This window comes from Aquirufa ecclesiirivi, assembly GCF_011250515.1.
Classification (GTDB): Bacteria; Bacteroidota; Bacteroidia; order Cytophagales; family Spirosomataceae; genus Aquirufa; species Aquirufa ecclesiirivi.
The window spans coordinates 367750-381062 of sequence record NZ_JAANOP010000002.1; the positions used below are offsets into that span (position 1 = coordinate 367750).

Here is a 13313-nt window from a genome sequence, read left to right on the forward strand (position 1 = left end):
AAATTATCGAGGATATTGATAACTTTGTGAACTTTCAACTTAGAGATTTGTCAACTTTTTAAAAGTTGACAAATCTAAGTTGACAATACTAAGTTTACAAATTAACTCGTTGTAATTTTACTGTATTATCACTAATGAATTCATCATAGGTCATTAATTTATCCAAACAAGATTTTGCACCTAGTTCAATGACACGATTGGCCACTGTATTCGTTAATTGGTGGTCATGACAAGTGAATAAAATAGTACCTTGAAACTCCATCATTCCGTTGTTCAAAGCCGTAATTGATTCCAAATCCAAGTGATTGGTTGGCTCATCAAACAATAAGACGTTCGCGCCTGATAACATCATTCGAGAGAACATACAACGTTGCTTTTCTCCTCCAGAAATTACCGTACATTTTTTCAAGGCTTCATCTCCCGAAAACAACATTCTTCCAAGGAAACCACGGATAAAACTTTCATCTTTTTCACTTGAATATTGGCGTAACCAATCCACTAAATTCAAAGAATCATCTTTAAAATAGGACGCATTATCGTTGGGTAAATAGGTTTGTGTTGTTGTTACTCCCCATTTAAAATCTCCTGCACTGGCTTTTCTTTCTCCCATCAAAATATCAAATAAAGCAGTAATAGCTAAGGAATCTTTCGCTAAAAAGGCCACTTTATCTCCTTTATTAATGGTAAAAGATAAATTAGAGAACAAAGTAATTCCTTCCTCTGTTTTATATGACAAATTTTCTACACTCAATAACTGATCACCAGCTTCACGCTCTGGCTTAAAATTGATGAAGGGATATTTTCGGGAAGAAGGTTTAATATCCTCCACTTGTAGTTTATCCAACATTTTCTGGCGTGCCGTAGCCTGTTTGGATTTAGCCACGTTTGCAGAGAATCGGCGAATGAATTCTTCCAATTCTTTACGTTTCTCGTCCGTTTTCTTATTTTGATCAGTACGCTGTCTTGCAGCTAATTGAGATGATTCATACCAAAATGTATAGGTTCCACCATACAACTGAATCTTTCCAAAATCTAGGTCAGCAATGTGCGTACATACATTATCTAAAAAGTGTCTGTCGTGCGAAACAACAATCACCGTATTTTTAAAATTCTGCAAATACCCTTCCAACCACATGATGGAATCAATATCCAAGTTGTTGGTAGGCTCATCTAACAATAATATATCCGGGTTACCGAATAAAGCTTGAGCTAATAGCACCTTCACCTTCTCCGATCCATTGATATCCTTTAATAAAGAATAATGAATATCCTCTTTGATCCCTAAACCACTCAATAAAGTAGCCGCCTCTGATTCTGCTTCCCATCCGTTTAACTCAGCAAATTCGGCTTCTAAATCAGCCGCTTTATTTCCATCAGCTTCTGTAAAGTCCTCCTTCATATAGATGGCGTCCTTTTCCAACATGATATCATACAAACGCTTATTTCCCATAATCACCGTTTGTAATACAGGGAAATCTTCGAATTCAAAGTGATTCTGTTTAAGAATCGACATACGCTCACCAGGATTCATGCTAATACTTCCTGTTTGAGAATCTATTTCACCAGAAAGTATCTTTAAAAACGTCGATTTACCTGCTCCATTGGCGCCGATTAATCCATAACAGTTCCCTTCCGTAAATTTGATATTTACCTCTTCAAATAACACTCTTTTCCCAAATCTTAGGGAAACATTAGACACCTGCAACATAGCGTAATTAATTAAATAAGGCGCAAAATTACTCATTTTGAGCCTAGAAAAAAATGAATATTTTTATTCCTATCCCATATTTTTTTTGCAATTTCAACCTCTATACCAATCAAATGCCTTGGAAAATTTGAATAATGCTACTTCTGCTAACAACATCCATACGCTTCATGTCTATTTACATAAGGATGGGTTGGCGTTTAATGATGGCTTAGGCGTCCTTCAAGGGCATATTGAGTGGAATAAATCGACCAAAATTCAAAAAGATTTTTGGGAGAAAAAAGGTATTTCACCTTCCCAATTAAATTTTGTCCGAGTTCATATTTGTCATCAACATTTTTTACTTATTCCTCAAAAATACGATAGCCCCATCTATCGAATCGGTTTTTTGGAAAAAGCTTTAGGAGAAGAAACCTTAGTGGGTCAAGAAATTCAAGTTCAAAATATCGCTTCTGAAGCTGCCAATTTGCTTTTTTTAGTTCCCAGTGAATGGAAGGATTTACTGAGTTACTGGTTTCCATTATCCCAAATTACTTATCAGCATCCATTAGAAGATTTAATTAATAATTCTCAAGAAAACGGATTAAGTATATATATACATCAGCAACAAGCATACATTGTTCTTCGGAAATCTGGAAAATTGACTTTAGCCAATATTTTCACCTTTTCTAAGGCAACTGAACTCGCTTTTTACATCCATTCGATACGAGATAGTTATTTGATAAAATGGAATTCATCCAGCATACAATGGTTGGGTGAAGTTGATGCAACTTTGGCTGAGGAATTAATTCCACTCAGGATTTACACCCCAACTTATTCACATGAAGCATAGAACAGCTTTTTTTCCAGGTTCTTTTGATCCTTTCACCAAAGGCCATGAAGATATCGTTTTAAGGGCATTAGCTCTGTTTGATGAAATTGTCATTGGAATAGGTCATAATTCCAGTAAGGCCCGCTATTTTTCATTGGAAAAAATGAAAGAAGCAATCGAAAAGTCATTTGAAGGAAAACCCATTCGGGTGGTTACCTATCAAAATTTAACAGCTACCGTGGCTAAAGAGGTAGGAGCAAGATTCATTATCAGAGGGTTAAGAAATACCACTGATTTTGAATATGAAAACTCCATTTCGCAAGTAAATAGGCATATCAATGAAGAATTAGAGACCGTATTTTTAATTACTTCTCCACACTTGGCACCTATTAGCTCTACCATCATTCGAGATTTACATCGATATGGGAGCTCCATCAATCAATATTTACCTTATAATTTGGAAGAAGAACAAAGCAATTGAAATCGATGAATAACATAACGTATTGAGCTATATGTATTCGTCATGGCTTTATTCATAGCTGCTGTTCCCAACCACTCTACTTTTTCAATATTTTCCTCCTTTTGTGGAATCAGTTTCGTATTCCCAATGGAACTCATTAAATACCATTTCGTTCTCTTTAAAATACGCTGGTTTTTATGGGTATAGGTATGATAAGTTGTACAAAGTTTTTGTTCTAACACAGCCTTTACATTACATTCCTCCTCCACTTCCCTAACTGCTGCTTTTTTAAATTTCTCTCCTTTTTCTAATTTCCCTTTGGGTAAATCCCATTTACCTAAGCGCAACATCCACAGAACTTTATCTTCTGAATTGAGTACCACACCTCCTGCAGCTTCCAGTAATTGATACATACCAAAAATACGCTGCTTAAATGGCTTAATATCTTGAACGAGGATATAAACTGAATCAAAAGAAGCACCTGATTTTTGATGCAATCCATGTATCAACTTTTCCATCTGATCTAAGGTCAAATTTAAAATACAAGTATGACCTTTAAAATCTGCCAATCGTACTGGCTGAAGGCGCGCATCAATCACCAATTCAAATTCATCACCCATCGGAATGGCATGTTTTTTAGATTCCTTGTAAATGCGAATCGGACGGTCGTCAATAAACAGTATCATGTATGGATTTCAGAATTTAAGTTGGCAAAAATAGAATTAAATAATGAAAGATAACTTGAATAAACTATTTTTGTACATATAATCTTTGAAACAAATTCATATGCCTGATTTTACCATTTCACAAGAAGTAGCCCAACATTTATTAAGCGTAAAAGCGATTCAATTAAGACCTGATCAACCATTTAAATGGGCTTCTGGATGGAATTCACCGATTTATTGTGACAATCGCATTTCTCTATCCTATCCAACAGTTAGAACTTACATCAAAAATTGTTTATCAGCTGCTGTAAAGGCCTATTTTTCGGACGTAGAAATTATTGCTGGTGTAGCTACCGCAGGTATTGCTCAAGGAGCATTGGTTGCCGATTATTTAGATCTTCCATTTTGTTATGTTCGACCTGAGCCTAAAAAACATGGCATGGGTAATCAGATTGAAGGTCATATTGAAAAGGGTCAAAAAGTAGTTTTAATCGAAGACTTAATTTCTACAGGAGGTAGTTCCTTAAAAGCGGCGGCAGCCTTACAAGAAGCAGGCGCTGAAGTTTTGGGAATGGTAGCCATCTTTACCTATGGTTTCCAAATTGCAGAAGAAAATTTCAAAAACCACGGGATACCTTGTATCACACTAAGTAACTATGATGTATTAATTGATGAGGCCGTTAAATTAAATCACGTCACTGAAACTCAATTAATGACATTACAAGATTGGCGAATTAACCCTAGCGAGTGGCGCAAATAAATCATTTTAGTCCATATCGATGCCCTGGCAATGTTTTTATAAAACCTTGAAACTCCAAGTTTAATAAAAGCATTGCCAGTTGATTGACTCCTTTCTGCAACTTCCAAGCTATTTCATCCAAAGCCAATACCTTCTCTTGATGAAGTAAAGACAAAATTTGACTTTCATCATCCGTCAATCTACTCCATAACAAGCTTTTATTTTTAACTATTTTATCTGGATTGGATTGCCAGTTAAGCTGCTCCTTACAAGTCTCCCAATCTGTATAAATGGTTGCCTGATTTTTTAGAATCAACCGATTGCAGCCTTCTGAAAATACTTTTTGTAAATTCCCAGGAACAGCAAACACATCACGATGGTAATTATTAGCATATTCTGCAGTGATCAAAGCTCCTCCTTTTTCCGCTGCTTCGACCACAATGGTGGCATCTGACATACCCGCAATAATTCGATTTCGCAAAGGAAAAAATCTTGGGTCGGGCTTTTGATGAAATGGATGTTCTGACAAAATACCTCCCATTTCCATCATTTGATGGGCATATTTAATATGTAAAGAGGGATAAATGCGTTGAAAGCCTCCTGCCAAAACCGCAATGGTAGGGACTTTTAATTCAATGCAAGCTTGATGTAAAGCGATATCGATTCCATAAGCTAAGCCACTCACAAAAATTACCTCATCATCGACAGAATCCTTCACAATTTGATAGGTCATTTCACGACCATATTCGGTGGCTTTCCTTGTTCCCACCAAAGCCATCACTTTATCATGCTGAAAATTCACATTCCCTTTAAAATACAGCAATAAGGGAGCGTCGTATAATTGCTTTAATCGATTTGGATATCCTTCATCCAAATAAAAAAATAGCCTTATTTGCTCCTTTTGACAATCCGAATATATCTTTTCTGCCTCGCTCAAGACCTGATTGAACTTGATTTCATGAGCAATCATGGGTCCGATATGCGGAACTTTCTGCAAAGTGGAAGTAGTTGAAAGGAAAACTTGTTTGGCAGAACCTATGTAGGAGATTAATCGTCGAGCATGTACGATTCCAATCTGAGGAACTAAACTAAGGGCAATTTGGAATACTTTTTCTTCTTCCATCGGGCTTTAAATGAAACATTTCCCGAAAGAAAAAAATCATTCACCCAAATCCTCGCGTAGCCCTTGTAAAAACTGTCGAATTTCAGTTAACTGATTAATTAAAGGCGTATTGATGTTTTTTGCTTCTCCTCGATGGTTGATAGCTTGCTTGGCCCCTTCGATGGTTAAGCCCTTTTCATCGATCAACTGTATGAGCACTTTGATCTTCTCTATATCCTCTGGCGTGTATTTTCTAATACCACTGGATCTGCGTTTCGGCATCAAATGGGGAAATTGCGTTTCCCAATACCTCAATTTGGAAGTTTTCACCTTGAAAATCTCGGCTACCTCAGATATTGAATAATATTGCTTATTAAACTGTTCCATCGAATAAATTAACACCTTGTTCTATTGCAAAATCTAGAATTCGAATAAAATCATGTAATTTTGCACTTCCTTTGATTAGAAAAATCAGGAAAAATAAAATTACCCATAATTTCGATATTAAACCAATGACTTCAACGGAGATCCGCCAGCAATTTTTAGCTTTTTTTCAATCGAAAGGACATTTAATTGTACCATCTGCTCCATTAGTAGCCAAGAATGACCCTACCCTATTATTTAATAACTCAGGTATGGCCCAATTCAAGGATTTTTTCTTGGGAAATGGCACTCCTCCTTCGAAAAGAATTGCTGATACACAAAAATGTTTGCGTGTTTCTGGAAAGCATAATGACCTAGAGGATGTCGGTTTTGATACCTACCACCATACCATGTTTGAAATGTTGGGCAATTGGTCTTTTGGAGATTATTTTAAAAAAGAAGCTTTGGCATGGTCTTGGGAATTATTAACCGAAGTTTATAAGCTACCCAAAGAGCGTATATATGTATCCGTATTTGAAGGAGATGCCAAAGATGGGGTTCCTTTTGATCAAGAGGCTTTTGATATTTGGAAAGCCATTGTTGGAGAAGAACGAATTATCCTAGGTAATAAAAAAGATAATTTTTGGGAAATGGGCGAAACGGGTCCATGCGGTCCTTGTTCCGAAATACATATAGACCTTAGAAATCAAGATGAAGTTGATCGAATTCCGGGTAAATCATTAGTGAATGCAGATCATCCTCAGGTAGTTGAAATATGGAACAATGTGTTCATGCAGTTCGAGCGTATGGCAGATGGTTCTTTGGTTTCTCTACCTTCTAAACACGTGGATACAGGAATGGGGTTTGAACGTCTATGCATGGCGATTCAAGGGAAACAATCCAATTATGATACGGATGTATTCCAAGGAAGCATTCAGCATCTAGCTAAGAAAAGCGGAATAGCTTATGGACAAGATCAATGGACGGACATCGCTATGCGAGTTATTGCTGACCATATTCGGGCCATCGCCTTTTCTATTTCTGATGGACAATTACCTTCCAATGCCAAAGCTGGCTATGTCATTCGTCGAATTTTACGTCGTGCCGTACGTTATGGCTACACTTATTTAGGCTTCAAAGAGCCTTTTATGCATGAATTAATTCCATTGTTGGCTCAACAGTTTAGCGGTGTATTTGACGAGCTTATTTCGCAAGAAGCCTTTGTAGCAAAAGTAATCTACGAGGAAGAAGTATCATTCCTAAGAACGCTTTCAACAGGATTAGTTCGCTTGGATAAATTAATGGAAGAAACTCAAGCCAAAGGAACCCAAATTTTAACGGGTGAAGATGTCTTCGAACTAAACGATACATATGGATTTCCTGTAGATTTAACTGCCTTAATAGCCCGTGAGAAAGGCATGGATATTGATGAACCAGGATTCCAACAAGCCTTGAATGCTCAAAAAAATCGTTCAAGAAAAGACGCTGGTGCAAGTGCAGAAGATTGGGTAAACTTATTTGATAGTGATGAAATCTCTTTTGTTGGATACGATCATACTACCTGGACCACCCGTGTGGTGAAATACCAAAAAGTACAGAATAAAGCTGGAATACAATATAAAATTGTGTTAGAAAGTACTCCATTCTACGCTGAGTCGGGAGGACAAGTTGGTGATTCTGGATTTATGTATTTCAATAAATCAGGAAAACGTATTGCCATCTCAGATACTAAAAAGGAAAATGATTTAATTGTTCATTGGACTACTGATTCGAGCATTGAAGAACTAGCTCAGGAGGAGGAAGTTGTGGCGCAAATCGATGAAAGCCGTAGAAATGCCATTACGAGTCATCATAGCTCCACGCACTTAATGCAGGCTGCATTACAACAAATTCTTGGTAAGCACGTAGCACAAAAAGGTAGCTTAGTCAATGAGCAATTATTGCGTTTCGATTTCTCTCATTTTCAAAAAGTTACAGATGAAGAATTGAAGCAGATTGAAGATATGGTGAATACCAAAATTGCTGCCAATATTCCCCTAGTGGAAGAAAGAAATGTACCGATTTCACAGGCAAAAGATAAAGGTGCCATGGCATTATTTGGCGAAAAATACGGTGATTTTGTTCGTGTGATTACATTTGACCCTACTTATTCCGTTGAACTTTGTGGAGGAACACATGTGAAATCCACCGGTGAGATTGCCTTATTTAAGATATTATCAGAAAGTTCAGTCGCTACGGGTGTTAGACGAATTGAAGCAGTAACGTCTCAAAAAGCCTTTGATTTATTAAATCAACAAGCGAATCAATTAGATCAAATAATTGAGCTTTTAAAAGCCCCAAAAGATATTGTCAAAGCTGTGGCTAGTTTGATCGAACAAAATTCTAGCTTACAAAAAACCATTGCTCAATACCAAGCGAATGAGATCAAGTTATTGAAAGCTGAATTGACTCAACAGATTTTAGGCAAAGGTGAATTGCTCTACTTGATTCAACAAGTGGCGGTACCTCAGGCAGATGCCTTGAAAAATTTGGCTTTTGATTTGAGCAATGAACATCAAAATTTATTCTGTCTATTGGTAGCGGAAATAGATGGGAAAGCTAGTTTAGCTCTAGCTATTTCCAAAGAATTAGTCGCAAACAAATCATTGGATGCTGGTAAAATCATACGTGATTTAGCAAAAGAGGTACAAGGTGGAGGTGGTGGACAAGCATTTTTGGCTACAGCCGGTGGACAAAACCCTCAAGGAATACCCCAAGTAATAAAACTGGCTCAACAATTCATTTAAAATTACCATGAAGGACATCCCTTTTATCTCCTTAGATCAAGCTGTTGAAGGCATGGATCAATGGGGTTTGGAGGGACGTCCATTTGTGTTTATTTGTGATTATAAAGGAGAAAAAGTTTGGTGGGGAAGCGAAGAAGAAGCAAAAACTTGGGGTATTTCATTGGAATTTAACAATAACAAAATCCCTTATTTCCCAGGCCCTATCCATTTTGAAAAATTCCCAATAAGCTATCAAGAATACTTAGTTAAATTTCACCAGGTTCAAGCTGGATTAAAACGGGGTGATTCCTTTTTGGTTAATTTAACTTTTCCTACCCCAATTCAAACCAATCTAAGTTTAGAGGATATTTATCTACATACCAAGGCTAAATATAAATTACTCATTCAAGACCAATTGGTTGTATTCTCGCCAGAACCATTCATTCATATTGAAAATAATAAAATTCAAGCTTTTCCCATGAAAGGGACATTGGCAGCGAATGAAAAAAACCATCCTGAAGACTTACTTATAGATGCTAAAGAACAGGCTGAACATGCGACTATTGTTGATTTGATACGCAATGACATCAGTCGGGTGGCATTTCCTATACAAGTTGAAAAATACCAGTACATTGAACAAGTAAAGACGCATAGTCAAGATTTATGGCAAATGTCTTCCCTGATTTCGGGAGAATTAATGCCCCATTTTCAGCATAAATTTGGAAGTATTTTAAAAGCCCTGTTGCCAGCAGGTTCCATTACAGGTGCTCCCAAACATGCGACTATGGAAATAATAGAAAAAGCGGAAGGTTACAACCGAGGGTTTTATACGGGAATAATGGGAAAATTTGATGGAACTTCCTTATATTCAGGAGTTTTAATTAGATTTATAGAACAAATTAACCAAAAGCTAGTTTTTAAAAGTGGAGGAGGAATTACCGTCTTTTCAGATCCTGAAAAGGAGTATTTGGAATTAATCCAAAAAGTTTATCTAGCTATTTAAATAATGCCCACATTTTTAGAGACTGTTCATGTATTGAATGGCGAAACACTTCATCTAAATTATCATCAAAAAAGAATTAATGATGTCTTTCATTATTACTTTCCCGACACTCCTGTTTTAAATATCCAAGATTATTTTGCTAGTTTAGAATTACCCCAATCGGGTAGCTATCGGGCACGACTAGTCTATCAAACGGAATGGGAATTTCACGAGTTTATTCCCTATAAATCGAAAAATATCAAGCATTTAGCTATCGTCAATACCGATGATTTTGAATATTTTTTTAAATATGCTGATCGATCACATATTCTCAAAAAAGTAGCTGATCATCCAGAAGCAGATGATATCATTTTTTCTAAACATGGTAAATTACAAGATTCCAGTATAGCAAATTTGGCATTTAAAAAAGGGGATACCTGGTATACCCCCAAAGACCCTTTACATTGGGGCACTACTCGAAGAAGATTAATTGATGAACAAGTATTAGTGGAAAAAGACATTTGGATTTCGGAGTTAAGTGAATATAGCCACATCTGCCTCATCAATGTATTTAGGCCACTTTCAGATACTGATGCGCTTTTGCTTCCCAATGCAATTGTGTAAATTGTGTCTTCTTTAAGACATGAATCCTTCCAAAAGTCCTTCTTTTCTGTTGCATCAAAAGTTTCCCTTTGAGCCCACACCTTCTCAAACGGCACTATTTCAGAAATTGAATGATTTTATTGTGAATAAAGATGAATGGGGAGCCCTCACTTTCATCATCAAAGGATATGCTGGAACTGGGAAAACGACGGTTATTTCCACCCTCATTAAAATTTTATCAAGTTTCGGTTATAAAACTCAATTGCTAGCTCCAACCGGTCGGGCAGCAAAGGTCATGGCCAATTATGCCAAGAAAAAGGCCTTTACGATCCACAAGAAAATTTACCGACAAGTCAGCAACCCTAATTCAGGGGCACTCGTATTTCAACGAATGAATAACTATGCGACCAACACCGTTTTCATTGTGGATGAAGCGTCCATGATAACCGATGAATCTGATTTTGGTACCAATAGCTTATTAACGGATTTAATTGAATATGTATTTACTAATCCAGAAAATGGGCATACCGGTAATAAATTGATATTTGTAGGTGATACAGCTCAATTACCCCCCGTAGGAAAGAGCCTTTCTCCTGCCCTATCTAAAGATTATATCAGCAATGAATTCCACATGGAAGTATTGGACCATGAATTAACGGATGTGATGCGTCAAGACATACATTCTGGAATTTTATACAATGCCACCAATCTGCGAGAATTATTGAATCAATCTTCACAACAGATCCAATTTAATACCAAATCATTTAAAGATTTTTTCAAAATGACAGGTGAAAAGGTAGAAGATGGGATGCAGTATGCCTATAGGAAATTTGGAAAAGAAGAAACCATTTTGCTTACAAGATCGAATAAAAGTGCCGTTCAATACAATGAATTTGTACGGAGATGCATTTTATACCAAGAAGATGAAATTAGCAGTGGAGATTTATTGATGATTGTTCGAAATAATTACCATTGGCTAGATGAAGATTCTCCAGCTGGATTCTTAGCCAATGGAGATTTTGTGGAAGTGATGAAAATCAAAAAGCAGGAAGACATGCATGGTTTTCGTTTTCTGAACGTAAGTCTACGTTTGTGTGATTATGAAGATCATCCTGAGGTGGAGGCCAAAATTTTATTAGATACACTTCATTCAGCTGAATCTGCTTTAGGCAAAGAAGCCAATAAAAAATTGTATGATTCGGTTTGTGAAGATTATGCCCATATAACCAAGAAAAAAGAAAGAATGGAAGCCATTCGAAAAGACCCATATTTAAATGCGCTTCAAGTAAAATTTGCTTATGCATTAACCTGCCACAAATCTCAAGGAGGACAATGGAAAGCCGTTTTTGTGGATCAAGGTTATCTTAAAGAAGAACAAATAGATGCAGAATACATCCGCTGGTTATATACAGCTATAACGCGCGCCACTCATGAACTATTTTTGGTCAATTTTCATGAGCGATTTTTCCCCTAACCTAGATTTTTGTTCCAGCTATCTTGTCATTTATCGAATCTATACTCTCTAAATCATCGTAGTGAGAAACAATTTCCGATAATAATTGATTTAACTCCACCAATCGCTCTTGACCTACTATTTCAGCAAATTTTTGTTCAATATGCGCTCTCGATTTCATTAAATCTTCTAAAAATTGATTACCTTTCTCTGTACAAAATAAAAAAGAAGAACGTAAATCATGAGGATTGTTAGTAGAAATGATGTATCCTTCTTGGATTAATTCATTTACCAACTTACTCATAGCTTGCTTACTTATTTTTGCTATTTTGGCCAAATCAGTCGAAGTAACTCCCTGTTCAGCAAGATTCATTAAAACAATGATATGCCCTATTTTGAAGTTTTCATAACCTAAACTTCTTAAAAAAGTACCGTTCATTGATTGTACAATGCGATAAGACTTTACCAAAAGCCTAGATAAAAACATGTGTTTGGAATAATCAGTTGGTGTATTTTGATACATAATAAGATTTTTCAATCACGCTAAAATACTAAAAATTAATAACTAGTCAACCAACTTGACTTTGTTCTATAAGCTTCTTTACTTTGTTACAAAATAATTGTACTATGTCTACTTCTCAAAAACCAAAATCTTATCTCCCAAAAATCATTTTAGCCGTAGTTTTACTCATTGGAGGATATTTCGGTTATAAGAAATACCAATATGCCACTTCTCATGAAGACACGGATAATGCTCAAATTGAAGCCTATTTTATTCCAGTCTTACCTAGAATGGCAGGATTTGTAAAAAAAGTATATGTCAATGATTATGACCAAGTTAAAAAAGGTCAATTGATATTAGAAATTGATTCTGATGAAGCGGCATTGGCATTAGAAGAAATGCAAGTAGAGGTAGAACAAGCGCAAGCTGATATAGAAAGTGCAAAAGCAAATGTAACGAATCTAAAGAAAAGTATAGAAGCCCAACAGAGTCTGGTCAAATCAGCGGAATTGGCGAATAATAAGTATACACGAGATGTCGCTAGAAATGCAGCTTTAGAATCAGCCAAAGCCATAACACGGCAACAATTGATTGATAGTCAAGATTTGGCTGAACAAGGTGCAGTTAAATACCAAGGAGCAAAAGCAGAATTAAGTAGTACTCAATCGAAAATTGGCATCTTACAAGCTACCTTACATAAAGCTGAAATAGCTTTAAAGTTGAAAAAAGTAAAGGTTCAACAACAGAAACTGAAACTAAGCTACAATAAGGTCTATGCTCCTGCTGATGGGAAAATCGGTAAGAAATCCGTAGAACCAGGTCAATTCATTCAAGTCTCTCAGCCATTGATGACCATCATGGATGATAGTCGATATTGGGTTGTTGCAAACTATAAAGAAACCCAAGTTGAATCTTTAAAGGTAGGAATGGCCACTGAAATAAAAATTGATGCGTATCCAGAAATCACCCTAACAGGCCGTATTTTATCAATTTCTGAATCTACTGGGGCAAAAACTACGCTACTTCCTCCTGATAATGCCTCAGGAAACTTTGTTAAAGTGACTCAACGAATCCCAGTGAAAATTGAAATATTGAATGCCGATAAATACAAAGATATTTTACGTGCCGGTTTATCATTGGATGTATCAGTTCCCATAAACTAA

13 protein-coding genes are annotated in these 13313 nt (G+C 36.3%); 8 read left to right on the top strand and 5 right to left on the bottom strand.

Features of this window, described 5'->3' with window-relative positions; translation table 11 throughout:
* Positions 1-94: 94 nt before the first annotated feature.
* A complete protein-coding gene (locus G9H65_RS04925) occupies positions 95-1708 on the bottom strand; it encodes an ABC-F family ATP-binding cassette domain-containing protein (RefSeq protein WP_166374316.1) in 1614 nt (537 codons plus the stop codon).
* Positions 1709-1826: 118 nt separating this feature from the next.
* Here G9H65_RS04925 and G9H65_RS04930 point away from each other — a divergent pair, with 118 nt between their 5' ends.
* Together G9H65_RS04930 and coaD are read left to right on the top strand one after the other, a co-directional pair.
* A complete protein-coding gene (locus G9H65_RS04930; protein WP_166374220.1) occupies positions 1827-2537 on the top strand; it encodes a DUF3822 family protein in 711 nt (236 codons plus the stop codon).
* Positions 2527-2997, top strand: a complete 471-nt coding sequence (coaD, locus tag G9H65_RS04935; RefSeq protein ID WP_166374221.1) for a pantetheine-phosphate adenylyltransferase — start codon at positions 2527-2529, stop codon at positions 2995-2997. The genes G9H65_RS04930 and coaD overlap by 11 nt, the downstream gene beginning before the upstream one ends.
* Here coaD and G9H65_RS04940 read toward each other — a convergent pair.
* On the bottom strand, positions 2967-3662 hold the full coding sequence (locus G9H65_RS04940; protein ID WP_166374222.1) for an NUDIX hydrolase: 696 nt from the start codon (positions 3660-3662) through the stop codon (positions 2967-2969). The two genes, coaD and G9H65_RS04940, sit on opposite strands and share 31 nt — an antisense overlap.
* 100 nt (positions 3663-3762) lie before the next feature.
* Between G9H65_RS04940 and pyrE the strand changes: the two genes are divergently transcribed.
* Positions 3763-4401: an orotate phosphoribosyltransferase gene (gene pyrE / locus G9H65_RS04945; protein ID WP_166374317.1), complete on the top strand. Its 639-nt coding sequence runs from the start codon at positions 3763-3765 to the stop codon at positions 4399-4401.
* 1 nt (position 4402) lies between these two features.
* Here the strand turns inward: pyrE and dprA are convergent, their stop codons facing one another.
* The gene (gene dprA / locus G9H65_RS04950) at positions 4403-5503 is read right to left on the bottom strand and encodes a DNA-processing protein DprA (protein ID WP_166374223.1); all 1101 of its coding nucleotides are present in this window, start codon (positions 5501-5503) and stop codon (positions 4403-4405) included.
* A 36-nt stretch (positions 5504-5539) separates the two neighbouring features.
* Positions 5540-5869, bottom strand: coding sequence for a MerR family transcriptional regulator (locus G9H65_RS04955; RefSeq protein WP_166374224.1), 330 nt, complete (start codon positions 5867-5869; stop codon positions 5540-5542).
* Positions 5870-5994: 125 nt separating this feature from the next.
* Here G9H65_RS04955 and alaS point away from each other — a divergent pair, with 125 nt between their 5' ends.
* The 4 genes from alaS to G9H65_RS04975 are packed head-to-tail and all read left to right on the top strand — an operon-like array spanning position 5995 to position 11669.
* Complete coding sequence (gene alaS, locus G9H65_RS04960) at positions 5995-8631, top strand: alanine--tRNA ligase (RefSeq protein WP_166374225.1); 2637 nt, start codon at positions 5995-5997, stop codon at positions 8629-8631.
* 7 nt (positions 8632-8638) lie between these two features.
* Positions 8639-9613: an aminodeoxychorismate synthase component I gene (locus tag G9H65_RS04965; protein ID WP_166374226.1), complete on the top strand. Its 975-nt coding sequence runs from the start codon at positions 8639-8641 to the stop codon at positions 9611-9613.
* A 3-nt stretch (positions 9614-9616) separates the two neighbouring features.
* Positions 9617-10216 carry an aminotransferase class IV gene (locus tag G9H65_RS04970; protein WP_166374227.1) on the top strand — a complete coding sequence of 200 codons (600 nt, stop codon included), beginning with the start codon at positions 9617-9619 and terminating at the stop codon, positions 10214-10216.
* Positions 10217-10235: 19 nt separating this feature from the next.
* Positions 10236-11669 carry an ATP-dependent DNA helicase gene (locus tag G9H65_RS04975; RefSeq protein ID WP_166374228.1) on the top strand — a complete coding sequence of 478 codons (1434 nt, stop codon included), beginning with the start codon at positions 10236-10238 and terminating at the stop codon, positions 11667-11669.
* A gap of 1 nt (position 11670) precedes the next feature.
* Here the strand turns inward: G9H65_RS04975 and G9H65_RS04980 are convergent, their stop codons facing one another.
* Positions 11671-12171 (bottom strand): MarR family winged helix-turn-helix transcriptional regulator, encoded by a 501-nt coding sequence (locus G9H65_RS04980; protein ID WP_166374229.1) that lies wholly within the window; start codon positions 12169-12171, stop codon positions 11671-11673.
* A gap of 104 nt (positions 12172-12275) precedes the next feature.
* Here G9H65_RS04980 and G9H65_RS04985 point away from each other — a divergent pair, with 104 nt between their 5' ends.
* Positions 12276-13313: an HlyD family secretion protein gene (locus G9H65_RS04985; RefSeq protein ID WP_166374230.1), complete on the top strand. Its 1038-nt coding sequence runs from the start codon at positions 12276-12278 to the stop codon at positions 13311-13313.

What these genes read in the sequence shown, in the direction of transcription:
- G9H65_RS04925 (WP_166374316.1), bottom strand. Translation starts at nt 1,708, where the DNA reads ATGTTGCAGGTGTCTAATGTTTCCCTAAGATTTGGGAAAAGAGTGTTA.
- coaD (WP_166374221.1), top strand. Translation starts at nt 2,527, where the DNA reads ATGAAGCATAGAACAGCTTTTTTTCCAGGTTCTTTTGATCCTTTCACC.
- G9H65_RS04940 (WP_166374222.1), bottom strand. Translation starts at nt 3,662, where the DNA reads ATGATACTGTTTATTGACGACCGTCCGATTCGCATTTACAAGGAATCT.
- pyrE (WP_166374317.1), top strand. Translation starts at nt 3,763, where the DNA reads ATGCCTGATTTTACCATTTCACAAGAAGTAGCCCAACATTTATTAAGC.
- dprA (WP_166374223.1), bottom strand. Translation starts at nt 5,503, where the DNA reads ATGGAAGAAGAAAAAGTATTCCAAATTGCCCTTAGTTTAGTTCCTCAG.
- G9H65_RS04955 (WP_166374224.1), bottom strand. Translation starts at nt 5,869, where the DNA reads ATGGAACAGTTTAATAAGCAATATTATTCAATATCTGAGGTAGCCGAG.
- alaS (WP_166374225.1), top strand. Translation starts at nt 5,995, where the DNA reads ATGACTTCAACGGAGATCCGCCAGCAATTTTTAGCTTTTTTTCAATCG.
- G9H65_RS04965 (WP_166374226.1), top strand. Translation starts at nt 8,639, where the DNA reads ATGAAGGACATCCCTTTTATCTCCTTAGATCAAGCTGTTGAAGGCATG.
- G9H65_RS04970 (WP_166374227.1), top strand. Translation starts at nt 9,617, where the DNA reads ATGCCCACATTTTTAGAGACTGTTCATGTATTGAATGGCGAAACACTT.
- G9H65_RS04975 (WP_166374228.1), top strand. Translation starts at nt 10,236, where the DNA reads ATGAATCCTTCCAAAAGTCCTTCTTTTCTGTTGCATCAAAAGTTTCCC.
- G9H65_RS04980 (WP_166374229.1), bottom strand. Translation starts at nt 12,171, where the DNA reads ATGTATCAAAATACACCAACTGATTATTCCAAACACATGTTTTTATCT.
- G9H65_RS04985 (WP_166374230.1), top strand. Translation starts at nt 12,276, where the DNA reads ATGTCTACTTCTCAAAAACCAAAATCTTATCTCCCAAAAATCATTTTA.